General features: G+C 62.8%; 16 protein-coding genes. 10 read left to right on the top strand and 6 right to left on the bottom strand.

Annotated features, from left to right (window positions below):
• Positions 1-4: 4 nt before the first annotated feature.
• Genes tssM through tssK form a run of 3 tightly spaced genes read right to left on the bottom strand, consistent with a single transcriptional unit; the run spans position 5 to position 6,378 of the window.
• Positions 5-3,595: a type VI secretion system membrane subunit TssM gene (tssM, locus tag BN1233_RS08195; protein WP_147707048.1), complete on the bottom strand. Its 3,591-nt coding sequence runs from the start codon at positions 3,593-3,595 to the stop codon at positions 5-7.
• 27 nt (positions 3,596-3,622) lie between these two features.
• On the bottom strand, positions 3,623-5,044 hold the full coding sequence (gene tssL / locus BN1233_RS08190; protein ID WP_046862969.1) for a type VI secretion system protein TssL, long form: 1,422 nt from the start codon (positions 5,042-5,044) through the stop codon (positions 3,623-3,625).
• On the bottom strand, positions 5,041-6,378 hold the full coding sequence (tssK, locus tag BN1233_RS08185) for a type VI secretion system baseplate subunit TssK (protein ID WP_046862968.1): 1,338 nt from the start codon (positions 6,376-6,378) through the stop codon (positions 5,041-5,043). The genes tssL and tssK overlap by 4 nt, the downstream gene beginning before the upstream one ends.
• Positions 6,379-6,564: 186 nt before the next feature.
• Between tssK and BN1233_RS48260 the strand changes: the two genes are divergently transcribed.
• Entirely contained in the window at positions 6,565-7,062 is a 498-nt protein-coding gene (locus tag BN1233_RS48260; RefSeq protein ID WP_046862967.1) for a PAAR domain-containing protein, read from the top strand.
• Between the two features lie 584 nt (positions 7,063-7,646).
• Here BN1233_RS48260 and tagH read toward each other — a convergent pair.
• The 3 genes from tagH to BN1233_RS08165 are packed head-to-tail and all read right to left on the bottom strand — an operon-like array spanning position 7,647 to position 11,517.
• The gene (gene tagH / locus BN1233_RS44135; protein WP_046863226.1) at positions 7,647-9,056 is read right to left on the bottom strand and encodes a type VI secretion system-associated FHA domain protein TagH; all 1,410 of its coding nucleotides are present in this window, start codon (positions 9,054-9,056) and stop codon (positions 7,647-7,649) included.
• Positions 9,057-9,094: 38 nt separating this feature from the next.
• The gene (locus BN1233_RS08170) at positions 9,095-9,658 is read right to left on the bottom strand and encodes a DUF6931 family protein (protein ID WP_046863225.1); all 564 of its coding nucleotides are present in this window, start codon (positions 9,656-9,658) and stop codon (positions 9,095-9,097) included.
• An 8-nt stretch (positions 9,659-9,666) separates the two neighbouring features.
• A complete protein-coding gene (locus tag BN1233_RS08165; RefSeq protein WP_046862966.1) occupies positions 9,667-11,517 on the bottom strand; it encodes a type VI secretion system Vgr family protein in 1,851 nt (616 codons plus the stop codon).
• A 98-nt stretch (positions 11,518-11,615) separates the two neighbouring features.
• Between BN1233_RS08165 and BN1233_RS08160 the strand changes: the two genes are divergently transcribed.
• The 9 genes from BN1233_RS08160 to tssH all read left to right on the top strand — a co-directional run bounded on the left by BN1233_RS08160 (position 11,616) and on the right by tssH (position 22,832).
• Entirely contained in the window at positions 11,616-12,158 is a 543-nt protein-coding gene (locus BN1233_RS08160; RefSeq protein ID WP_048709570.1) for an OmpA family protein, read from the top strand.
• Between the two features lie 57 nt (positions 12,159-12,215).
• Positions 12,216-13,661, top strand: coding sequence for a type VI secretion system protein TssA (locus BN1233_RS08155; protein ID WP_046862965.1), 1,446 nt, complete (start codon positions 12,216-12,218; stop codon positions 13,659-13,661).
• Positions 13,662-13,757: 96 nt separating this feature from the next.
• Entirely contained in the window at positions 13,758-14,282 is a 525-nt protein-coding gene (gene tssB, locus BN1233_RS08150) for a type VI secretion system contractile sheath small subunit (protein WP_046862964.1), read from the top strand.
• Between the two features lie 19 nt (positions 14,283-14,301).
• Positions 14,302-15,810, top strand: coding sequence for a type VI secretion system contractile sheath large subunit (gene tssC, locus BN1233_RS08145; RefSeq protein WP_046862963.1), 1,509 nt, complete (start codon positions 14,302-14,304; stop codon positions 15,808-15,810).
• A 127-nt stretch (positions 15,811-15,937) separates the two neighbouring features.
• Entirely contained in the window at positions 15,938-16,417 is a 480-nt protein-coding gene (locus BN1233_RS08140) for an Hcp family type VI secretion system effector (RefSeq protein WP_046862962.1), read from the top strand.
• 124 nt (positions 16,418-16,541) lie between these two features.
• A complete protein-coding gene (gene tssE, locus BN1233_RS08135; protein WP_342341640.1) occupies positions 16,542-17,090 on the top strand; it encodes a type VI secretion system baseplate subunit TssE in 549 nt (182 codons plus the stop codon).
• 8 nt (positions 17,091-17,098) lie between these two features.
• Positions 17,099-19,054, top strand: a complete 1,956-nt coding sequence (tssF, locus tag BN1233_RS08130; RefSeq protein WP_046862961.1) for a type VI secretion system baseplate subunit TssF — start codon at positions 17,099-17,101, stop codon at positions 19,052-19,054.
• Positions 19,018-20,079 carry a type VI secretion system baseplate subunit TssG gene (tssG, locus tag BN1233_RS08125; protein WP_046862960.1) on the top strand — a complete coding sequence of 354 codons (1,062 nt, stop codon included), beginning with the start codon at positions 19,018-19,020 and terminating at the stop codon, positions 20,077-20,079. Before tssF ends, tssG begins: the two co-directional genes overlap by 37 nt.
• A gap of 11 nt (positions 20,080-20,090) precedes the next feature.
• Positions 20,091-22,832: a type VI secretion system ATPase TssH gene (gene tssH / locus BN1233_RS08120; protein WP_046862959.1), complete on the top strand. Its 2,742-nt coding sequence runs from the start codon at positions 20,091-20,093 to the stop codon at positions 22,830-22,832.
• The last annotated feature ends 63 nt before the right edge of the window (positions 22,833-22,895 follow it).

The following is a 22,895-nucleotide window of genomic DNA, read 5'->3' as shown; positions in this document are numbered from 1 at the left end:
CGGATCAAATCCCGGTCGGGCAACGGAATTCCCGAAGGGCCGGGAGCACCAGCGGATTCATGAGAGAGCCGACATTGAATTCGTAGGATACTTCACGTCCGCCGACAACGAAGCTCGCGACGAGGCCGTCACCCCTCTTCAGAACCGAGCCCGAATCGAGGAGGCGGAAGAATGACCAGGTGCCGTCCTTCTGAACGGACGACGGCTGACTGAAGAAGCCGCCGCCAAAGAAGCCTCCGCCCCCGCCAGTGTTGATCGTGATGGCCGAGCGAGCCACGCCGCCGCCCGGCCAGCTCACATTCGTCGGGGCATTCACGCCCTGCTGGCTGACGACTGCGGAGCCATTGATCTCGAACCGCGCCGTCGCCGCATCGCCGCTCAGCGTCAGAGGCGTCACGGCCATCGTGAAAGAAGGGAGATTGCCTCCCGTAGCGAAGAAGGCGTCGCGGATCTCCGATGCCTGCTGGAACTGGCGGAGCGTCACCGGCGAGAGTCCCCGTGCAACCCGGCTGTCCACGCGCCAGGTCCAGGGCAGCCGCGACTGATCCACATAGGGCTCCAGTTGTTGCTTGAAGAACTTGTCCATGATCCCGCCCGGTGCGAACAGCCGGGCGAAGTCGGCCAGCGGGACTTCGCGGTCGCTTCCCTTCACGAAGGGATAGCGATTGGTGACGACCTGTTGGCAGACGCGAGTGACTTGATCGCCAAGGGCCTGCTGCAACGTGGCGACGGTCGCTCCCGATGCGTCCCCCTCGAAGTCGTTGGCCACATTCCGGATCATCTGATCGAACGGTGGAGGGAAGCGAGAAGCCGTGGCCCGGAGCGTGGCGACGTGCTGAACAAGCGCCGCATTGGCCGCCGGGGCCTGCTGTGGATTCGTCACCGCGATCGCGAGGTTCTGGTTGATCTCGCTCAGGGTGTTGAGAAGCGCGTCGATCGGCCGTCGACCACCGTCGCCTTCGAGCAGAACGTGAAAACCCTTGAAGAGAGCTTCGATATTTGCACCCGGAGCCTCACCGGAACCAGTCCCAACGAGGCCTTGCGCTGGGGCTCCGAGGCCGGCCGGGATGGCCAGCTTTGCCTGTGCGGCAATGGATTGCGCGATACGTCCTGCTGCCTGGGTGGCGGCACCTTGTGCGGCAGCCCTTGCCTGTTCGGCGGTACCGGGCGCGGCCTTCGGGCGCTCGCGGGTCAATTGCGTCTCATCGCGAATCGATTCGATCAGCTGCCGAATGGGCGACGTCGCCGCCGAAGCGGCGCTCAGAGCGACGTATCGTGGCTTGTCGGCCGTCAGCGGCCGGAGCTTCAGCTTCTTCAGCGCCTGCTGCCATGCGGCGGTGAAATCGCGCGTATAGAGGCGAAGCAGATCCTGGTACAACGCCGAATATTGAGACTCGACCGCCGATTGCTGGCCGGCGCTGCCGAGGACCCAGCGTTCCTTCTCGACCCGCTCGCTGATGCTCTCGAGCCGATCCATGAATGCCGTGTGGAACCCATCATACGTGTAGAAGAACGGAACCCGGATCGACTCGAGATCCTCGCCCGAGGCGCCTTCCAGAACGAGGCTCGCATCCGGCCCGGCGCGGAATGCGACCACCCAGTCCCGCTGGCTGATACGGGCCTGCGACTTCAGCAGCTCGTAGGCGCGTTCGGCAACGCTCATCCGCGCGAGCGTCCGCTGGCAGTCCTCGATCAAGGCCTGGTTCAATTGGAAGGACGGCTCGCGGCCCTCGTCGAGATCGAGCATCGCGAGGAGATGCTCCTCCAGTGCCTCCCGGCCTTTGACGTTGGCGGCCCCCGGGAACAGGTTGTCCGCCCAATCGCTGCGCATCCAGGCCACGACGAAGTCCCGATCGACCGGTGCCTGTCCGCCAACCATCAGGTAGACCTTGAGCGCCTCGTAGACGAATCCCGGATTGTTGATGTTGGCTTCGAGTTGCTCTTCCAGTCGGTAAATGAGCCGCGACCGGAACATGCGCTCGAGCGCCACCTGATAGGCTGTCTCCGCTGCGGATTGCAGGCGGTCCCGCTGACTCAACCCGAACGTGTTCGCGACCGGCTCGGGCTCGCTGCGGGAGGCGTATCCGGTCGGCATGTGCCGCAGCTTGTGCAAGAGCGGCAGGACCTTGCCGAAGCTGCGATCCGACACGGTGGTTTCGCGCAGCAGCGGGCCTGCAATGGTGCGGTATTCCGTAACGGAATTATCGGTCGAGGCGATCAGCTCGCGGTTGCGACCGAAACTGATCCACCAGAGCGCCAGGGCCAGCGCCGTCAGGGCTCCGAGGCCCGCGAAGGCGGCCACCTTCGCCATCGTGGCGTGCCGCACGGCCGTCCGGTTGTTGGACACCCAGCCGGCTTCGCCGATGACGACCTTCCGAAGAAGATCGGTCAGGAAGAAGCTCTTTCCTCGGCCGGAATAGGCTATGTTCGGCACCTCTTCGGCGCCGAAATTCCTGGCCAGAGTCCCAATGAGCTGGTCGATCGGCGTCCCCTGCTGCGTACCGGAGGTGAGGTAGAAACCGCGCAGCGTGGCATTGGCATGATAGCGGGTGGGTTCGAAGACCCTGTTCAGAAATTCGATCACCGGCCGCTTCAGAGCGGCCATCTGGCTTGGGAAACCGAACAGCACGACGCGCGCCGCCGGAGTCGGCTCGTCCTGCAGGCGGTCCGGCAGTTGTTCGTTGAGCCGTGAGACCAGCGCATCGTATTCGGAAGGCACTTCTCCGATCATATTGCGGGTTCGGTCGGAGGTCTGGAAGGTGTGCCCCCAGACCATCTGGCGCTCGGCTTCGGTGAGGTTTTCGAAGGATTCGCGAAAGCCCGCGACGAGATCCGCCTTCGTGAAGAGCGCGTAGACCGGGAAGTCGATCTTGAGATGCTCGTGCAGCTCGGCGAGGCGCTTGCGCACCGCCGCGGCGTGCGCGTTCACCTCTTCCGCTCCCGCCGTCAGGAGATCCTCGACGCTGATCGCCACCAGGACCCCGTTGATGGGCTGCTTCGGACGATTGGTCTTGAGGAGATCGAGAAATGCGAGCCAGCTCTTGCGATCACCCTTCGGGTCGGAATCCTGGGTCGTGTATCGCCCAGCGGTATCGATCAGAACCGCATCTTCCGTGAACCACCAGTCGCAATATCGTGTTCCTCCGACACCTGCGACCGCTTCCGGGGTGCCACCGCGCGCCAGCGGGAACTTGAGCCCCGAATTCACGAGGGCCGTGGTCTTGCCCGCGCCCGGCGGACCAATGATGACGTACCAGGGAAGATCGTAGAGATAATCGCCCTTACGACCCTTCGCAGAGCGAAGCGTCGCGAGGGCGTCCTTCATGGTATCCTGAAGAACCCGTGCGTCGCCTTCCGGCTCGTCAGCCGTCGTAATGGCTTGCTCGAGCGCAGCACTGGCCTTCCGGCGCTTGTGGATGTCGAGCGCAATCGCAATCGTGGCGATGACGAGGACAAGGACAATCAGAGCGAGCCGTGGCCAGACCTCATCGAACGGCCGAACCTCGCCAATTGCAACAAGCGGGCCCGCAAACCAGATTAGAACCGCCAGGGCCAATACCCCGACGAGGATGGCGGCGATCCGAATCCATGCCATCGTATTCATACGTCTTGACCCACCCGATCAGTTGCTGCGCTGAACGAGAATCTCGACACGACGATTTTTCGCTCGCCCCTCGGGCGTCGCATTCGTGGCGATCGGAACATCGGCGCCCTTCCCTTCCGTCTCCACGCGCTCCGGCTTGGAAAGCTGCTGCTTGAGCAAGGCCGCAACGGCTTTGGCGCGCTCGACGGAGAGATGAAAGTTCGACGGGAAACGCACGCTGCGGATCGGCGCGCTGTCAGTATGGCCGACCACTTTCACGGTTCCCGGCTCCTTCTCGATGACCGATGCGATCTTGGTGATCAGCGGTGCAAACTCGTCGCGCACCGTCGCACTCGCGGGTGCAAAGAGAGCAAGATTGGACATCCGAATGATGACGAGATTGCCCTTCTCTTCGATCTCCAGGGGCGGCCCGAGCGCAGCGCGGATGCGGCTGGTCTGAGGCGCTGGACGAGGCGGAGGCGGCGCCTGGAAGACCCTGCGCTGAATGGCGATTTCGTTCGTGGGATGCACGGCCACCAGGGAGGCCGCGACTGCTTCGCTGTCGCCGCCGAGCAAGGTCCGCAGCAAGAGGTAGACTCCGAGCAGGACGACGCCGACAAAGGATCCCACGGCCCAGACGGGGACCTGGGACCGAGCCGTTGCAACCGCTATGGCCTGACCCTGCCAGCGAGGCGACAGTTCGGGGTTGGCCCGCTTTACCCGACGCAAGGTCTCGTAGAGGCTCCGCTGGATCTGCTGCAGGGTCGCTTGGCCTCCTGCTGAGGTACGGTGAATACCCTGGAAGCCGAGGGCCAGACAGGCATGCTGGAGTTCGAGCAGAGAATAGTTCGTGTTCGGATCGAGCTTCGCGCGCTCGAGCTCCTCGAAGAAGCGGACGCCTCCGATCCGCTCTCCGAAAAATCGGCTGAGCATGCTGTATTGCGTCCAGAGCTGGCGATCTTCGCTTGGAATGTTCTGGACGATATCGTCCGCCGTCGCGCACAGCACATATTTCGCGGTCCGGGCCTGTTCGGATGAAAGGCCGACGCCGCGCACCTCACGTTCGAATTCCTGGATCGCGTCGGCAACCTGCTCCATGAGCTGCGCGAACGGGGCCCGCAGGAGCGCGACCCGTAATCGTCCGAGCAGAAGCAGGAGCGGGCCCGCTGCTCGCATCACCGGGTTCTCGTTCGGGGTGATGAGTTCCTCACGCCGAAGGATGACCGCCCGCTGGCGTTCCATCGGCTCTACGGCGACGGGCGGCGGCATCGGAGCCGGCGTCGTCGCCCACTCGTCTCCCGTCGGCTGCGGCGAGGGCGATGATGGTGCAGCCGGCAATGGCGGCATCGGAGCCATGGATGCAGACGGGCGCGATTCAGCCCGTCGACCGGCCGGGTTGGGGCGAATAATCGTCCGCTCGTTGCGCCCGAAGGGATCGAAGGGAGAGCCGCTGCCGCTCATCGCCGCCCCTCCAGGACCGCCCAGAACTCGAGCTGCAACTCTGGCCAATCGCCCGAGAAATGCATCCCGACCGAACTGGCCGTGCTGAACTCGGGCCAGAGCGGGGACGTCCGGTCCAGGTAGAAATAGACGTGGTCTGTGATCGCGCGGATCTGAGGCGGCGGTGTGGGGAGATGGATGAGGTTCACGCCCGGCAGATGGGCGTGCACGATCTCGTTCATCTTCGTATTGGGCCCGACCTTGAAGAGATGCGGGAACTGGCTCTGTATCTCGGTCAGCGGACGCCGAGCAGCCACCTCGAGCACGAGCGTCGCATTGCGGAACAGGGTACGATCGCGGATCGTCGAGACGAATGCGTTGGGCGCCCGCTCGATGATCTCGAGCCGGATCGCGCGCCGTCCCGTCTGTGCGCTCAGGAAATCCTGAATGTCCCGGATCACCGGCATAAAAACCTCTTCGAGGTTGTCGTGATCGTAAGCCGGGTAGGTTCGTGCGCGGCGCTCCGGGGTCGCGAAGGTCGCGAGCTCGCCGGCAATCCGCAGGAACTCCTCGAAGAGACGCTCCGGATGAACGTAGCGCGACTGGCGGAAATGCTTCAGGACCGGGACGTGCCGGTTGAGCAGTTGCAGGATGAAATAGTCGGCGCTCTGAAGTCCGCCGCCGGCCGTCGGATCGGCAGCATAGCGTGCGAGCTCCTCGACCTTGTTGTCCATCCACCCGATCACGCGATCCGTCCAGCCGTCAATGACCGGATGAGCGGAGCAGGTCAGCACCGGTGGCGCGAACTTCTCGTCGAAGACGATCGTCCGATCGCGGATTTCGAGAATCCGGGCTGCAGCGAGACCGACATAGCCGGGCTTAGGCGTTTTGCGGACCTCGAATGAGAGACGCGGATGCGCGATGTCGATCTCTTCCTCGATCCTGAGCGGCGAGGTCGAGTCGATGAGCATCTCGGTTGCCGGCACGTAGCGGCTTGCGCTGTCGACGATGGCATCGTCGACCTCTCGGGTATTGGGTGCGGCGATCGGCAAAAGAAGCCAGGCGAGATGCCCGGCCGCGCTCTCCGGCACCTCGACCGGCGGCGGCAGCGGACTGTGCGCAGGAAGATCGAACGGGGTGCCGTCCGGCATGACCCCGCTTGCCCGCCGGAGGCCGAACTTGCTCTGTTGCGCGAGATCGCGGTCGATCTCGAGCGTGGAGAAGCCCCACGGGTAAGGCGTTATGTGCCGAACGCGGCTCTCGATGAGGTTCTCGAGATATCGATCGCTCTGCTGGAGGTGATGCGGCCTCAGGAAGAGGCCTTCCGACCACACGAGCTTGCTATGCCAGGACATTTCTCTGAGGCCCGCCAGCCTTTGCGCTTCGAGGGCCCTCCCTCTGAGGTTCGAATTCAGCAGATGCGCCCTCCGAGGTAAAGAGGCCGGAAATTGACGTGTAACATTCATCACATGACAGCACGCCGATCTCCGTGCATATGGGACCGGCGCGCTCCACAATAGCGCTCAGGAGCCAGGACAGGCATGCCCAAAGGTCCCGCTGCGCGAGTTACCGACAGGGTCGTCCACCCTCTTCCAGGTATTCTTCAGCCGGGCCCCGGCAGCCATAACGTGTTTATCGGAAAGCTGCCGGCATGGCGGGGTGTCGGCGCAGCAGCAGCGGCGGCGATCCAATCCGCAAAGCAGGCTTCCGACGCCGCGATCAAGACCGCCGAAGCAGCCACCCTGGCGGCAGCCGGCACTCCCGGTGCTCCTGCAGCAAAAGCTGCCGAGGAAGCCACAAAGGCGAGTGCAGCGGCATCGATGGGGTCAATGATTTCGGGAGCCGCCGGTGGCGCCGACATTCACGTCTGCGCCACGCCCCTCCCGATCCCGCCGCACGGCCCTGGCGTGGTTGTCGACGGCTCTACGACGGTTTTCATCAACAACCTCCCCGCCTGTCGAGTCGGAGACACGGTCGTCGAGGCAGTGGGGCCGCCGAACAAGATCATCATGGGCTGCACGACCGTGATCATTGGTTGAGGGAGGTCGTGCTCGACCCGACGCATTTCTGTCGCCCGACAAGAGCGCGATAGCCAGTGACATATAAGTACTGGCTCTGCGAGCGATGCAGGATCGGGTAAGATTTGCTGCAGTGCTGCCTCTATTCATGCGAGCCGGAGGCAGCAGATTACGTTGCGGCACATCTTGTTATTGGGAACCGCAGCCATCTAGCCCGTCTCGCTGCTACCTCGTCCTTGCAAGCCGCAGGCGAGGCAATCCGTCCTGAGGCGGTGGCCTGGATTGCTTCACTGCGTTCGCAATGACGATGAGGGTGTGAGGGCGCGAGGAGCACACTCGGAACCGGAGTAGCGCCGGACCCACCGCCGTCCTTGCGAGCCGCGGACGTGATGCACTGCCCTACCTTCCGCACCTCCGTCATTGCGAACGAAGTGAAGCAATCTACCCTTCGACGGATACGCTGCTGGATTGGTTCACTCCGTTCGCAGTGATGGTGAAGGCGTGTGGACAACATCAGGCAAAACCTCACGCCCAATCAGCGTGCTGCAGGCTCCTCACAGACGACACGAAGCGCCCAGGATCCTGGCTGAACGGCATTCCCGGACTCAGCGAGGCTTGCCGCCGCTTCGGTCATAGCACTCGGCGAAATAGAGCATGAAGGCGTCGACGAGCCCGTCCTCGTGCGGTGCTGTCTTCGCCTGCCATCGTGCCGCGAACACATCCCACATCTTCGCCTTGCGGGATCCCACGATAGCGGCGAGACCTTTGTCGGCCTCCGTGCTTTCGGCGATTGCCTGTGGATCCAGGTCCTCGACGAGCATCCGCAGCGCGTGCTGCATGGCAGCATACGTCTTGACCTGGTGGATCTTGAGATCCTTGAAGCTCTGCTCGAGCGTCCGCCGGGCATCCAGATAGCCGCTGGTCGGCTTGCCGAACATCAGCCGGAGCGCATCTTCCGGCGTCGGCGAAAACTTCAGCGGATTGTTGTCGACGGCCTGCACCATCGTCTGGTTGGTGCTGCGCGCCAGGCGCTTCGACTCAGCGCGGGCCATCAGCAGCTGCTTCAGATCTTCGGCGATGACGCGCATCAGCGTGCCGAGAAGTTCGGCCAGCTCTTCGCCATTTCGCCACGCGACGACTTCCTCCGGAATTCCCGCTCCCCGCGCGAAAGCCCGAATGACGGCCATATCTCCGCCTGACGGTCCACCGGTTGCGGGAGGCGGCATGGGCGCCACTGGCTCTGCGGGAGGAGCGGTGTCGGGGCGCGGCGGGGGCTCGGACCAGGGAGGAGGAAACTCGACTGGAGTTATGTCTTGGCGCGACTCGTCGTGCGGACCCACGTTGCTCCACGGATCCGGTCCCGACGGCGCAGAGGCGCCTGGACGGCGTGGTGTCGGGACGGGCGTCACCGGCGGCGGTTGAACCGGAATTGGCGCGGGAGCGCGCGCCCAGTCCATCTCGTCTTCGTGTCGCGATTCTGCAGGAAGAGGCGGAAGGGGAGCGTGGTCGAAGGATGAAGTTGGAGTGTCGACGGCCCAGTCCAGGAAATCCGGGCGGACAGGCTTGGTCTCGCGCGCCGGCTGAAGGTCTCGACGGGGCAGCGGGGGAGCGGCATCGCCTGCCGGGCTCCACAGGTCGGAACTCCCGAACCCGGACGCTACGGGCGCAGAGCGATCGACGTCTTCCTGCGCCTCCTCACCATCCAGGGCCACTGCGATGATGTAATGCCCGATCTCGAGGCGGTCGCCATGGCGCAGGCGATGGGGCGCAGGGAGGCGCCGGTCGCTCCCGTTCAGGAATGTGCCGTTGGTGGACACATCGTGAATCCAGTAGCCCCCATCATGGAAACGGATCTCGCAATGCTTGCCTGAAATCGTTCTAGAGGGATCTGGCAACGTCCAGTCGAGATATTGGTCGCGACCGATGTCGAGCCCGCGCTTGCCCGAAACGGAAACGCTCAGTGGACCGCCATCCGGCAAACTCGTTTCGTTTTCGATCGAGAGACGCAGAGCCATCTCGAGCATTCTCCTCGGTTCGTTCGGGGCGCGGGCGTTCAGCCAGCGCTTCCCGACGGGCCAGCCAAGAGGCGGACGGCTCCTTCGAGGCAAGCGCGGATCCGGCCCGCCCGATCCCCGGCGGAAATGCGGGCCAAGCCCGTCAACACCGCCACACGAACGGCTTTCGCGGTCAAGTGCGGAGGACACGGAACCGCGTTCTCACCGGCCATCATTGTGCCACCCGACCACCCGGCCGCCAAGGCGACCCAGGTTGCCGCTCCATTGCGGTTGCCTGCGAGCCCGACATTCACGGCAGCCCGACGCCGGTGATCGTCGGGCTCACGCACCCAGGCTTCTGCCGTCTCGATGAACGTCATCTCGGCCGGTGTCAAAGCGGAACTCAATGACCGGAGGCACTGGCACGCCCACCACACGGCCTCACGCCGCGGCAGCAGATAGGCACAGAAGCCGATCGCGTCTTCGGGCGTGGGTCCATCGGCGAGAGCACGGGCAAAGACGAGCGGCGACTGGTCCGTCGGCTCGGCCTTGATGTCGTCAGTGGCGGAGGGGAAGGAGTCGAAGACTTCCCGCGCGGTAGCGAAGCGGAGGCGAGACTGCACGGACACGCTCAGTTCAAGGTAATCATTCCACCCGTCACGGCGACCTTCACGTCGCCTTTGACGGATGTCTCCATACTCTTCACGGTCACGGTCGGCGAGTCGATCGTGACACTGTTCGGCTCGATCGTGACCGTGCTGTTGCCGACCTTGAGGACGATTCTGACCTTCGCCTCGACGAGAAGGCTGCCGGAGTCGACATTGAGAACATCATCCCCGTTCTTCAGGGTGGTCTTGCGCGATGCTCCACTCGAGAACTTCTCGCCGATCTCCCGGGTCTCGGCATTGAGGACGACCGAGTTCAGGTCCTTCTCGGCGTGGAAGATGACGGCCTCCTCCCCTTTCTTGTCCTCGAATTTCAGCTCGTTGTAGCCACTTCCCCCCTTCGAGGAGTTCGACTTGACACCCGATTGCGTCTTGTTGGCGGGCAGTTCGTAAGGGAGCTTGTGCTGGTCGTTGTAGACCGTTCCAACGACGATCGGCTCGTCTGGGTCGCCCTCCAGAAATTCGACGACGACCTCTTGGCCGATCCGTGGAATGACCTGGCCGCCCCAACCCTTTCCGGCCCACACCTGGGCCACGCGCACCGGCCGCGAAGTCGTGTCGTCGTCCCGGTCCCAGTGGAACTGCACGAAGATGCGGCCATACTCGTCTACGTCGATCTCCTCTCCCTGCTGCCGGTTCTTGCCAACGACCTTCGCAGTCTGGGGACCATGGATCAACGGCTTCGGGGTAACGAGCGGGGCCCGAAACCTGCGGTCGCTCTTCAGGAGTTCGTAGGCTCCTTCGTACAATTCACCGCCTTCACCTCCGGAGCGGTAGGTCTCTGCCTCATAGCGGTGCGTTGTCCGGACGACGAGATGTTCCGCGTTCTCGGAAGATGCATAATGGCCCGAGAGCCGAAAGAGGGCTCCCGGGTAAAGGCTGAATGCCTCGCCGGCCGCATACCGACGCCCGTCGAGCGCCTGCTGAGCCTGAACCCTGATCTCGGCGAAACGATGCCCATCGCTCCGGTCCGTGTATTTGCCGGGATAGTCGTAGAGCTCGTACTTCTTCGCCGCCGCGATCCCGTCCTCCTTCATGCGGCGCAGATCGGCCGTCGATTGCTTGAAGTCGTAGTCGTTGAGCTCGACCTTGCCGGTTCGCAACCTGCGCTCAGAGGACCAGTCCATCATGTGCTCGACGAACCGGCGATCCTGGCTTCCACGCGGCAGGAACGGATATGAACCATCCGCGGGAGGCGGCCGTGCGGGACCGACAGGCGCTTCTACGGGGGCCTGCTGCGAGTCGTGCGAGGATTTCGAATCCGACAGCACGAGCTTATGCCCGCCCGCACTGTGCTTGAAATAGTAGTAGATCCCGTGCTGCTCCATCAGTCGCAGCACAAAGGAGAGGTCGGATTCCCGGTATTGAACGCAATACTCCATCCGTTGATATTGCTCGGACAGGCGATCATCGAAATCCTTTTTACCCTCTTTGTTGAAAATTTCCTTGATGATCTCCGGGGCCGTCTTCTGTTGAAATATCTTGCAATCGGAACGCTGAGACAGGAGCCACAACCACGGCTTCAGCACGAAGCGGTAAGTATAGTAGCTACCGGTTTGGCCGAGCCATTGCGCTTCGACGAGAATGCCATTGAAATAGCGAGTCCCGCCTCCTCTCAACCTGTATTTGATCTCACATTTTTCACCGAGCATGGAGCTCAGGTCTGCATTCTCTGCTTTGCTTTGGGCCTCGATCCGATACTCGAAGAGTTCGCTCAGTCCTTCCGTAGCATCGAAGCGTGTAATGACGAAAAAATCGTCACCGAGCGGTGTCTTGAACGATGCGATCCGTTTGGCTTGACTGGGCCCCGAGCTCATAAACCATCCTTCGCCATGTGTTCGCGCGCACTTGGCGCGCCTTGACGATACATGCCACCTTCGTCATAGTCGAGTGGACACGAGAATTGGTCTTTATCATGTGCAGAAACGCACTATTCGCGCTGACGGCCATGCTGATGGCGGTACCAGGCCACGCAGCGTTCGCAGACCCAGCCTATAGAGCATCCGATATCGTCAAGCACTTCGCGCCGAATCCGGATCTGGGCGCCACCCGCGGCCTCTGCATCGGAACCGAAGGCGAATGCAACAGCGCGATTCCAACCGCACGCCCCGGGCGCGCGCGGGAGGCATTCGATCTCATAGTCACCTTCGACTTGAACTCGGATGTCCTCACCGAAGCGGCGAAAGCCAATCTCGATGAGTTCTCGAAGGCACTCAAGGATCCGCAACTCGCCTCCGCGTCCTTTCTCGTCGAGGGGCATACCGATGCTAAGGGTTCGGACGGCTACAACATGACGCTTTCCGAGCGTCGCGCCGCTTCCGTCGTGCGCTACCTCCGCGAAAAGGGCATCGACACCACAAAGCTCGAGGCACGGGGATACGGCAAGACCAAGCCGAGGGTTGCCGACCCGTTCGACCCGTCCAATCGCCGGGTCGAAACGCGGCTACGGGCCGAGTAAACATCGAGCGGACCGTGCCGCGATTGAGGCCATCAGAATAAGGACTCGTCAGGCCTCATGGCATCAATCGATTTCGAGGCTCTGAAGGCGCCTGTTTCGGAGGGCGAACCCTGTGGTCCGGATCTCGATCTCGAGGGTGACCCGGAATACATGAACTACGTTGCCAGGGCGGAGGGCCTTCTGCCGGCAACGTTCTTCAGCCGGGATGTCGAGGGTCGGCAGATCCCGTTCGACCGGACCAGCATCGATTTCAATGCGGAGTTTCAAGCGCTCGAGAAGCTTCTCGACACCACTCGCGATCTTCGCCTTTTGACGCTCGCCGCCAAGTTCTCGATCCTCAATCGAGACTTGGAAGCGTTTTCCTCCGCCATCGAGACAATCGCAGGTCTCCTCGCGGAGCATTGGGAGGACGTCCATCCCAGAGGCGAGGATGGGGACTTCACGCTCCGCATGGTGAGCCTCCAGACACTGGACGATTCCCCGACCGTGATCCTGCCCCTGCAGCATGCTCCCCTGGTTCACAGCCGGCGGTTCGGTGCGATCAGCCTCCGCAACATGATGGTGGCACAGGGGGAGGCAAGTGCCCGAGAAGGGGAGGATGCGCCGGACGCAGCGGCAATCGAAGCGGCCTTTCGCGAAGCCGACCTCGCCACTCTGGTGGAAACGCGCGACCGGATCGACAGCCTCAGGACATCGATTGCCGGCCTCCGCGCATCATGGCTGGAAAAGGCCGGCTATGACCAGGCCATTACCTTCACCAAGCTCTCTCCGCTGGTCGATAAGATCCTCGCAGCGCTCGATGGAGCGGTCGCGAAGCGGTCCCCGGCGGCAGCACTCGCAACCCAACCTGCAGCTGAATCCGGGGCTTCGCCGCCATCCGGCGGGGTCGCTTCGCCGATCCCCAGCCCGGCTGCAGCGGCGCCGATACAATCCGTCAGGGACGCCGCGCGGGCCTTGGCGTCTGCCGCCGGCTACTTCGCCCGATCGGAGCCGTCGAGTCCGGCGCTGCTTCTCGTCAGGCAGGCGCAATACCTGATCGGGAAGTCCTTTCATGAGGTGATCCAGACTCTCCTCCCCACGCATGCCGACCAGGCTTCCATCCGCTTGGGGAACGATCAGATCTTCGAGTTGCCGATCGAGCGACTGTCGGGGGTCGCCCTGGAATCGAACGATTCATCATTCTCCGGAGACGCCAGCCTGGATCAGCCGGACAGCATTCCCGAAGGCAGCACAGAGGCGGAATGCTCATCGAATGACGAGCCCTCGGCCGCCGAGACCGCGGGCGCGCATGAAAGGGCTCACCCGGATGGCGTCATTCCGGTCGCGAATACACGGCACGAAGCGATCGCGCTGCTCGAGCAGGTCAGCACATTCTATCGGATGACCGAGCCGGCCAGCCCGATTCCGCTGTTGACGGACCGGGCGTGCGGAATGTCACAGAAAGATTTCTTGAGTCTGCTTAAGGATGTTCTACCCGGCATCGGGGCGACGCAGAGCTACTGAAGAAAATTCCCAGTATCATTGTTGACGTGCCATCTCGCCTGCTCTTGAATGCGGCGAAATCGTGGACGGAATGGGGCGCACGGAGGAGATCTACATATGGCGGATACAGGTCAAAAGTTCATCCGGCGCAATCGGGCGCCACGAGTCCATATCTCCTATGAAGACCCTTACGATGCGGAGCGCAAGATCGAGCTCCCCTTCGTCATGGGGGTGCTGGCCGATCTTTCCGGCAATGCATCGGGCGTCGAGAAGCCGGACATGAACGAGCGTGGCTTCCTCGAATTCGACATGGACAACTTCGACAAGCGCATGGCCGCGATCGACCCTGCCGTCAACTTCAAGGTCGACAACAAGCTGGGAGACGAGCCCGGCGAGAAGCTCTCGGTCGAGCTGCACTTCCGCAAGATGGACGATTTCACTCCGGCCGCCGTCGCGCGGCAGGTGCCGTCACTCGCGAAACTCCTCGAGGCTCGCCAGCAGCTTTCGAATCTCCTCCGCTACATGGACGGGAAAGCTGCCGCGAGCGAACAGCTCAAGGCTCTACTGGCCGATCCACAGCTCATGGCAGCTCTCAAGGACCGGCTGACCGAAAGCACGCATTCGTCCGAGACCGAGAACTGACAGACCAGAGGGGGTCGCTATGGCGGCATCGGCAGGTACAGAGACATTGGCGGCTGGCGCCGCCGTAGAAACGCGGGACGCAGACGAGTTTGCTTCCCTTCTCAAGCAGAGTTTCAAGCCACGCACCGAACGCGCGGCAACTGAGGTCGAGAACGCAGTCTCGACTCTCGTCCGGCAGGCCCTCGCTGATTCGAGCCTGATCCGGGACGACGTCCTCGATACGATCGAGGAGATGATTGCCCGCATCGACGAGAAGCTCTCTGTGCAGATGAACGAGATCCTGCACGCAGAGGAATTCCAGAAGATTGAGAGCGCATGGCGCGGCCTGCATTATCTCGTCTTCAATTCCGAGACGGATTCGCAGCTCAAGATCCGGGTCATGAACGTCTCGAAGAATGAGCTCTACAAGAACCTGAAACTCTATCCTGGAGCACGCTGGGACCAGAGCCCGCTCTTCAAGAAAGTCTACGAGCAGGAATTCGGACAGCTGGGCGGCGAGCCCTTCGGCTGTCTTGTGGCGGACTATTACTTCAGCCACCTTCCGACCGATGTGCAGCTCATGCGCGATCTCAGCAAGATCGCGGGCGCAGCACATGCTCCGTTCTTCGCCGGCGCCGATCCGACCCTGATGGGCATGGATGCCTGGACGGAGCTTTCGAATCCGCGGGACCTGGGCAAGATCTTCGACACGCCGGATTACGCGGCCTGGAAGTCGCTCCGGGACTCTCCGGACTCGAAGTATATCGGCCTCTGCCTGCCACGCGTTCTGTCCCGCGTGCCCTACGGCGCGAAGACCGAGCCGGTCGAGGAGTTCGCCTTCGAGGAGGAGACCGACGGCCACAAGGGCGAGAAATACGCCTGGATGAACGCTTCCTACGCGATGGCCGTCAACATCAATCGCGCCTTCAAGGAATTTGGTTGGTGCACTCGCATCCGTGGCGTGCAGTCGGGCGGTGAGGTCATCAATCTCCCCACTCATACCTTCCCGACCGATGACGGCGGCGTGGACCTGAAGTGTCCGACCGAGATCGCCATCAGCGATCGTCGGGAGGCAGAGCTCGCCAAGTCGGGACTGATCCCTCTCACTCATCGGAAGAATACTGACAAGGCAGCCTTCATCGGAGCCCAGTCGGTCTACAAGCCAAAACAGTATTTCGGCCCGAACGGAGTCGATGCCACAGCTTCCGACAACTTGTCGGCCCGGCTTCCCTACATGTTCGCGGTCTCCCGCTTCGCGCATTACCTGAAATGCATGGTGCGGGACAAGATCGGGTCCACGAAAGAAACCCACGAACTTCAGCGCTGGCTGCAGGACTGGATCACCGAATACGTGGATGGCGATCCGACCAACTCGTCCGAGGCGACAAAGGCACGGAAGCCGCTCTCCGATGCCAAGATCGAGATCACGCCGGACGAGGAAAATCCAGGCTATTACTCGGCGCGGTTCTTTTTGCGCCCCCACTATCAGCTCGAGGGCATGGATATCGGGCTCAGCCTCGTATCTCGCGTGCGCTCCAACAACGGCTAAAGCTGGTTCCGCGGTGCGCGCGGGCGCACCGCTCTTCATCTCAGAGTAGCTTAGAAACTTCGATGTTGACCGGGGCATCGACCGCTGGTCGCTGCGCCCATCACAGTGAGCACTACAGGAGCGCCATATGGCCGTCGATATGTTCATCAAGATTGGAGACATCAAGGGAGAGTCGAAAGACGCCAAGCACAAGGAGGAGATCGATGTCCTTGCTTGGTCGTGGGGCATGAGCAATGCAGGCACCGCGCATATCGGCGGAGGCGCGGGCGCCGGCAAGGTGAACGTCCAGGATCTGAGCCTGACGAAATACATCGACTCCTCCAGCAATGCGCTGATGCAGGCTGCATGCAGCGGCAAGCATTACCCGGAAGCCGTTCTCGTGGTCCGGAAAGCGGGCGACAAGCCCCTGGAATATATCAAGATCACCATGAACGATCTTCTCATCACGAGCGTCTCGACCGGCGGCTCCGGCGGGGAAGACAGGCTTACCGAGAACGTCACGTTGAACTTCGCCAAGTTCAAATACGAGTACACCCCCCAGAAGGCGGATGGCTCCGGTGAGGCCGCCAAGACGGCGACGTGGGATATCGCAGCGAACCAGAAGTGATCGGCCCCGGCCGGATCGGCAGGTCCATGGCCCGTCGATCCGGTGGTGGCGCGATCCCGGCAGAAGGCTCTCGTCTGCTGCCTCGGACTCCGCTACGACAGACCATCGATTGGGATGAAGGCTAGTGGCAGGCTCCACGCTCAAAGATCGGGTCAGCCCACCCCTGATGCATGCTTTCCGCGCGGCCTTCACAGCGCGGGATTCACGAACAAAACTGGACCTGCGAAACGAGCAGGGTGAGCGTGTCATTGCGAGCCGACGGGCGAGCCACCGCAGCGCCATCACGGAACCGGTTCTCCGGCGCGAGGTGGCCAGGGATCTTGAGGCCTTGCTGAACACGATCGCCCTCGAGTCGACCCAGGATTTGAGCGAGTTCGAGGACGTGCGTCGCTCGGTTCTCAATTTCGGACTGCCCGATGTCGTGCACCGCTCCATCGACGAGGCCGCCGTGCAAAGTATCCCGGCGGAAATCGAAGCCGCGCTCGTCCGCTACGAGCCTCGCTTGGTTCCGCAGTCGATCATCGTCGGACGAGACGACTCGATCGATCCGAAGCAACTGAAGGTACGCTTCACCGTTCGGGCGGATCTCTCCTGCGATCCGGTCAACGTCCCCGTCGAGTTCGTTGCGGATGTCGAGTTCGACACCGGCAAGATCGTCATCAACCGCCTGTAGAGTGGTCCATGCACCGGGAGTTCCTTGATCTCTACAACCGGGAACTCGCCCTCCTGCAGGAGCAGGGTGCCGAGTTCGCGGCCGAATATCCCGGTGTCGCCGAACGGTTGGGGGGTCTGCTGGACGAGCGGACCGATCCGATGATCACGGGACTGCTCCAGGGCGCTGCTTTCCTGGCAGCACGCGTGCAGCTCAAGCTCAAACACGAGTTTCCGGAATTCACGAACAACCTGCTCGAGCAGCTCCTCCCGCATTATCTCGCGCCGACGCCATCGGCGCTGATGGCGAAGCTCCTGCCGACCTACGGGGACCCAGCTCTCCGTGACGGAGTCAGAATCGCGCGGGGCGCCTATATCGACGCCTCCTATCGCGAACTCGAACGGCGCGTGGCATGCCGCTACCGGCTCTGCTCCGACATCACGCTATGGCCGTTCGATGTGGCGAGTGCGGAGTATTACACGACGCCGGGCCCCTTCCAGGCGCTCGGACTCTCGCTCGGTCGAGACGTTGTCGGAGGTTTGCGTCTCACGCTCACGCACCGCACGGCAGCGCGCATCGAGGACGAGTCCCAGAATGCCGGCAAGGCCAACGGGCCCGACACGTGGCTCGCGGGCTGTCGCGCATCGGAGTTGCCGGTTTACCTGATGGGTACCGAGGCGGACGCGATCGCCCTTTATGAGCAGCTCTTCTCGAATTGCCTCGGTGTCTATTTCCGCTACCTCGATTCTTTCGGGGACCCGGTGGTCGTCCCGGCGCCGAAGGATTGCTTGAGGCAGGTCGGGTTCGAAGCGGATGAATCGCTCCTCCCGAATGACCTGCGCGTCTTCCACGGCTTCGACCTCCTGCGCGAGTATTTCCTGTTCCCGCGCAAATTCCTCGGGTTCAGGCTCGACCGGCTCGACGAGGTGCTTCCCAAAGTCAGGTCCGGCAGCGTCGACATTCTCTTTGCTTTCAACGAGGTCAATGCGAGGCTGCCGACCATAACGCAGCCGTCTCTCTTCTCCCTTTATGCAGCCCCGGCCGTCAACCTGTTCGAGATGTCGGCCGACCGGATCCCGGTCCGCTCGAACCAGCACGAATATCACCTCGTTCCGGACCGCAGCCGTCCACTGGACTTCGAGCCCCACCGCGTCCTGAGCGTCTATGCTCACTTCCTCGGCGGCCGCGACAAGATCGAGGTACGCCCACTCTATTCGGCACCCAACGGCCGCGATACGCGCCTCTCTTACACGGCCCGTCGGCTTCCGCGACGTCGAAGCGCCCAGGAGCGCCGCTACGGCTCGGCGTCCGACTATACAGGCACGGAACTCTACCTCAGCCTCGCCGAGCCAGCCGGCCTCGGAGATGAGCCGGTAGTCGCCGAGTTGAGCGTCAGAGCCCTCTGCTCGAACCGTCATTTGCCGGAGCATCTGCCCATCGGCGATGGCGGTGCCGATTTCAGGCTGCTCGACAATACGACGATCGATATCCTGTGCATCGCCGGCCCGACCCCGCCTCGCGAGCCGGTCGTCAAGCAGCTCCGGAGCCGGACGGAGACAGTCCATACCGGCGCCGCCACTTGGCGGCTCATCAATATGCTGAGTGTGAGTCATCTCGGGCTCACCCACCGGGCTGCCGGGCAGAACGCTCAGGCATTGCGGGAGATCCTCTCCTTGTTCGGAGACCTGTCCGACAGTGCGACGGAGCGCAGGATCCGCGGCGTTCGCAGCGTCGATAGCCGGCCCGTCGTCCGGCGGATCCGGCAACGGCTCGGGATCGGTGCCGCGCGAGGCACGGAGATCACCGTGACACTCGACGAGCGTGCCTTCGAGGGGAGCGGTGCATTTCTCCTTGGCGCAATCCTCGATCGCTTCTTCGCGGAATACGCGGCGCTCAATCACTTTACGCAGACCGTCGTGCGCACGAGCGAGCGGGGCGAGATCATGCGATGGCCACCGCGCAATGGCATGCGAGGCCCGCTATGACGTATCTCCACGACGTCGAGCGAGAACCCTGGCGGTTCGACTTCTTTGCGCTGATGCGCCGCCTCGAGCGGAGCTTCCCGGACCGGCCGCGGATCGGCGACAGCGCGACGCGTCGGGAGGAGTTCGTCCTCCTCGGCGAGGATCCGTTCCTGGAGTTTCCCGCATCGAGCATCGGCAGGGCCTCACGGGACGAGCAGGGCCGGATCAGGCTCCTGGTGAAGTTTCTCGGCCTGCTGGGTCCGCAAGGCGCTTTGCCCTTGGCGACAACCGAGGAGGCCTACGGGTGGAACCTCCATGGGGATGACGCCTTCCCGCGCTTCCTCGACCTCCTGAATCACCGCTTTCTCCAGCTGTTCTTTCGGGCCTGGGCGGATGCCCGCCCGATCGGCCAGGTCGAGCGGCCCGAAGCTGATAGATTCCTGGCCTATCTGGGCTCCTTCGCCGGGATCGGATCGCCGCCCTATCGGCAGTGTGATTCCGTTCCCGATGCCCAGAAGGCGGCATTCGCCGGCCTGCTCGCGCCTCAGGCAAAGTCGGCATCGCGGTTGCAGAGCTTCCTCGCCGGGCTGTTCGGCGTCCGTGTGGAGGTCGAGCAGTTCGTCGGCTCATGGCTTGTTTTCGAGGAGAGCGAACGGACCCGCCTCGGACAGTCCCATGCCGGGCTTGGTGTCGACGCGATGCTCGGCGCCAGCGTCTTCAGCGTGCAGGACAAGTTCCGGGTCCGGATCTACGCCAAAGATCTCCCGATATATGAGCGGTTTCTCCCGACCGGTGACCATTGCGAGCCGCTCGGAGACGCTGTGTTCTTCTATGTCGGGGAGCAGCTGGACTGGGATGTCGAACTCGCCATTCCGGCCGGCGCCGTACAACCCATTCGCCTCGGCCGATCCGGCCAGCTCGGCTACACGAGTTGGGTCGCGCCGAGTTGGTCGAGGGGCGATCAGACATTGCGATGTGATGCCCGCTTTCATCCCGCGGAGCGGCTCAGACACAAGCGCCAGCAGCGGGAACGCGCGACAGCATAGGGGAAACCATCATGGCCGATATCAGCCTCGAGGCAGTCACGGGAAAACTCAATCAGGTCGGCCACGAGGCCTTCTTCCAGGCACTCCGGCACGCCAAGAGGTCTGGGCACCGCAATGTCGAGCTTGCCCACTGGCTGTTCCACATTCTTCAGAAGAATTCGACCGACATCTCGCTGACGGCCGATCATTACAAGCTCGATCGGGCGAAGCTGCTCGCCGAGATCGGCAGCGCCATCGAGGGCTTCCGAAAAAACGAAACTGAGATGCCCGGCATCTCGAATGCCGTCGTCGCGATGCTCGATCGTGGATGGCACTATGCCACCCTCTTCTTCGGCGAGACACAGATCCGCACTGGGCATCTTCTCGTCGGTGCGCTCGAGTCACTCGAATTGCGGCGGGCGCTCGTCAACGCCTCAAAGGAATTCAGTAAGATCCCGGCTGACGCCCTTGCTGGCGAATACCGCTCTGTCTGGGCGAGCTCGGGCGAAGAGAATCTTCGGCCGATGGACGGGTCCGGCCTTTTGGCCGCCGGGACTCCCGGCGCCGAGACCGCGGCCGGCGCCAAGGGCAACACAGCCCTTGACCGCTTCTCTCAGGATCTGACCGCGAAGGCCAAGGCAGGCCAGATGGATCCCGTGCTCGGACGCGACGCGGAGATCCGGCAGGTGATCGACGTGCTCATGCGGCGGCGGCAGAACAATCCGATCCTCACCGGTGAGGCCGGCGTAGGCAAGACCGCCGTCGTGGAGGGCTTTGCCCAGCGCATCGCCTCGGGCGATGTCCCCCCTGCCCTGCGCGGCGTGCGGCTCTGTGCCCTCGACGTCGGGCTGATGCAGGCCGGCGCCTCCATGAAGGGCGAGTTCGAGCAGCGGCTGCGTTCAGTCATTGACGAGATGCAGAGCTCGCCGGTTCCGACGATTCTGTTCATCGACGAGGCGCACACACTCATCGGCGCCGGCGGTCAGGCGGGCACGGGCGACGCGGCCAATCTGCTGAAGCCGGCGCTCGCCCGCGGAACGCTGCGCACGATCGCAGCGACGACCTGGTCCGAATACCGCCAGTATTTCGAGAAGGACCCGGCTCTGACCCGCCGCTTCCAGCCCATTCAGGTCGACGAGCCGGACGTAGCGCGCTGCTGCGACATGCTGCGAGGCATCCTCGGCCCGATGCAGAAGCACCATCAGGTACACATCTCGGACGCGGCGATCGTTGCAGCGGTGAACCTGTCCCACCGCTATATCCCGGCGCGCCAGCTCCCCGACAAGGCGGTCAGCCTCCTCGATACTGCCTGCGCGCGGGTTGCGATCAGCCAGACGGCAACGCCCGCTGCCATCGAGGACACCCGCAGAGCCATCGCGGCGCGGGAGAAGGAGAAGGCGGGTCTCGTCGCCGAGCGGGATCTCGGCACGGCCGACGAGGATCGGATCGTGGAGATCGATGACGAGATCGCCGCATTGCAGGAGAAGCTCGTACGCCTCGAAAGCGAGTGGATTTCGGAGCAGGCCCTCGTCAGTGAAATTCAAGCTCTTCGCGGAAAGCTGCGGGAGGAGACGGCCGAATCTGAGAGCGATCAGGACAGTGAGGCCATCCGCGGCGACCTGCGCCAACGCTTCCAATCGCTCGAGGCGCTCGATCCAGAGCGCCGGATGATCTACGCTCATGTCGACGAACAAGCCGTCGCGTCCGTCGTGTCGGACTGGACCGGCATCCCGGTCGGCCGGATGGTGAAGGACGAGATCCAGACGGTCCTCGATCTTCCGGACATTCTCAACCGCCGAGTCATCGGCCAGTCGCACGGCCTCAAGGTCATTGCGAAGCGCATTGAGACCAATCGCGCCCGCCTCGACAATCCCAACAAGCCGATTGGCGTCTTCATGCTCTGCGGCCCCTCCGGCGTCGGCAAGACCGAGACGGCGCTCGCCCTCGCCGAAGCGCTCTATGGCGGCGAGCAGAACATGATCACGATCAACATGTCGGAATTCCAGGAGGCGCACACCGTCTCGACGCTGAAGGGCGCTCCTCCCGGCTATGTCGGTTATGGAGAAGGCGGCCGGCTGACCGAAGCCGTCCGGCGGAAACCTTACAGCGTGATCCTCCTCGACGAGGTCGAGAAGGCGCACGGCGACGTCCACGAGATTTTCTTCCAGGTTTTCGACAAAGGCCAGATGGAAGATGGAACGGGGCGGCGGATCGACTTCAAGAATACACTCATCATCCTCACGTCGAATGTCGGCACCGACCTGATCATGGATTACGGGCGCGACCCGAAATATGCGAGCGATCCCGAAGCTCTCGCGGCAGCTCTGCGCCCCGAACTCCTGAAGGTATTCCCAGCGGCCCTCCTGGGCCGGATCGTGACGATTCCTTATTTCCCGCTATCCTCCGACGTGCTCGGCGGTATCGTCCGGCTCCAGCTCGACCGGATCGGCCGCAGGATCGAGGAAAACCACGATGCGGTGTTCCTCTACGACGACATGGTCGTCGACCACATCGTGTCGCTCTGCAACGATCCGGATTCCGGCGGCCGCATGATCGACAACATCATTACGAACACGCTTCTTCCGGCTCTCTCACGGGAGTTCCTCAGGCGCTCGCTCAATAAGGAGGAGCTCACGGAAGCGCGTGTCACGATCGAGAACGGTGATTTCGCATATCACTGGGGCGGCAAGGCCGATGCCCTGCCGGCGTTTCCGCAGAATATGCCGGAGTCTCTGCCCGAGCGTGTTACCGAAGAGTCGGTCCCTGCCGAGTGAGACCTACCATTTCGGCGCGGCGGCTCGGTGGTGATGATATGGAGTGAGTGAACTCGGTCCAAT

This window comes from Microvirga massiliensis (assembly GCF_001006805.1).
Lineage (GTDB): Bacteria > Pseudomonadota > Alphaproteobacteria > Rhizobiales > Beijerinckiaceae > Microvirga > Microvirga massiliensis.
This window is presented reverse-complemented; position numbering and strand designations above follow the sequence as displayed.

Excerpts from the sequence above, each read along its gene's own strand:
- tssL (WP_046862969.1), bottom strand. The coding sequence starts at position 5,044 with ATGAGCGGCAGCGGCTCTCCCTTCGATCCCTTCGGGCGCAACGAGCGG.
- tagH (WP_046863226.1), bottom strand. The coding sequence starts at position 9,056 with ATGGCTCTGCGTCTCTCGATCGAAAACGAAACGAGTTTGCCGGATGGC.
- tssM (WP_147707048.1), bottom strand. The coding sequence starts at position 3,595 with ATGGCATGGATTCGGATCGCCGCCATCCTCGTCGGGGTATTGGCCCTG.
- BN1233_RS08160 (WP_048709570.1), top strand. The coding sequence starts at position 11,616 with ATGTGCAGAAACGCACTATTCGCGCTGACGGCCATGCTGATGGCGGTA.
- BN1233_RS08165 (WP_046862966.1), bottom strand. The coding sequence starts at position 11,517 with ATGAGCTCGGGGCCCAGTCAAGCCAAACGGATCGCATCGTTCAAGACA.
- tssF (WP_046862961.1), top strand. The coding sequence starts at position 17,099 with ATGCACCGGGAGTTCCTTGATCTCTACAACCGGGAACTCGCCCTCCTG.
- tssG (WP_046862960.1), top strand. The coding sequence starts at position 19,018 with ATGGCCACCGCGCAATGGCATGCGAGGCCCGCTATGACGTATCTCCAC.
- tssH (WP_046862959.1), top strand. The coding sequence starts at position 20,091 with ATGGCCGATATCAGCCTCGAGGCAGTCACGGGAAAACTCAATCAGGTC.
- tssK (WP_046862968.1), bottom strand. The coding sequence starts at position 6,378 with ATGTCCTGGCATAGCAAGCTCGTGTGGTCGGAAGGCCTCTTCCTGAGG.
- BN1233_RS08155 (WP_046862965.1), top strand. The coding sequence starts at position 12,216 with ATGGCATCAATCGATTTCGAGGCTCTGAAGGCGCCTGTTTCGGAGGGC.
- BN1233_RS08140 (WP_046862962.1), top strand. The coding sequence starts at position 15,938 with ATGGCCGTCGATATGTTCATCAAGATTGGAGACATCAAGGGAGAGTCG.
- tssC (WP_046862963.1), top strand. The coding sequence starts at position 14,302 with ATGGCGGCATCGGCAGGTACAGAGACATTGGCGGCTGGCGCCGCCGTA.
- tssB (WP_046862964.1), top strand. The coding sequence starts at position 13,758 with ATGGCGGATACAGGTCAAAAGTTCATCCGGCGCAATCGGGCGCCACGA.
- BN1233_RS48260 (WP_046862967.1), top strand. The coding sequence starts at position 6,565 with ATGCCCAAAGGTCCCGCTGCGCGAGTTACCGACAGGGTCGTCCACCCT.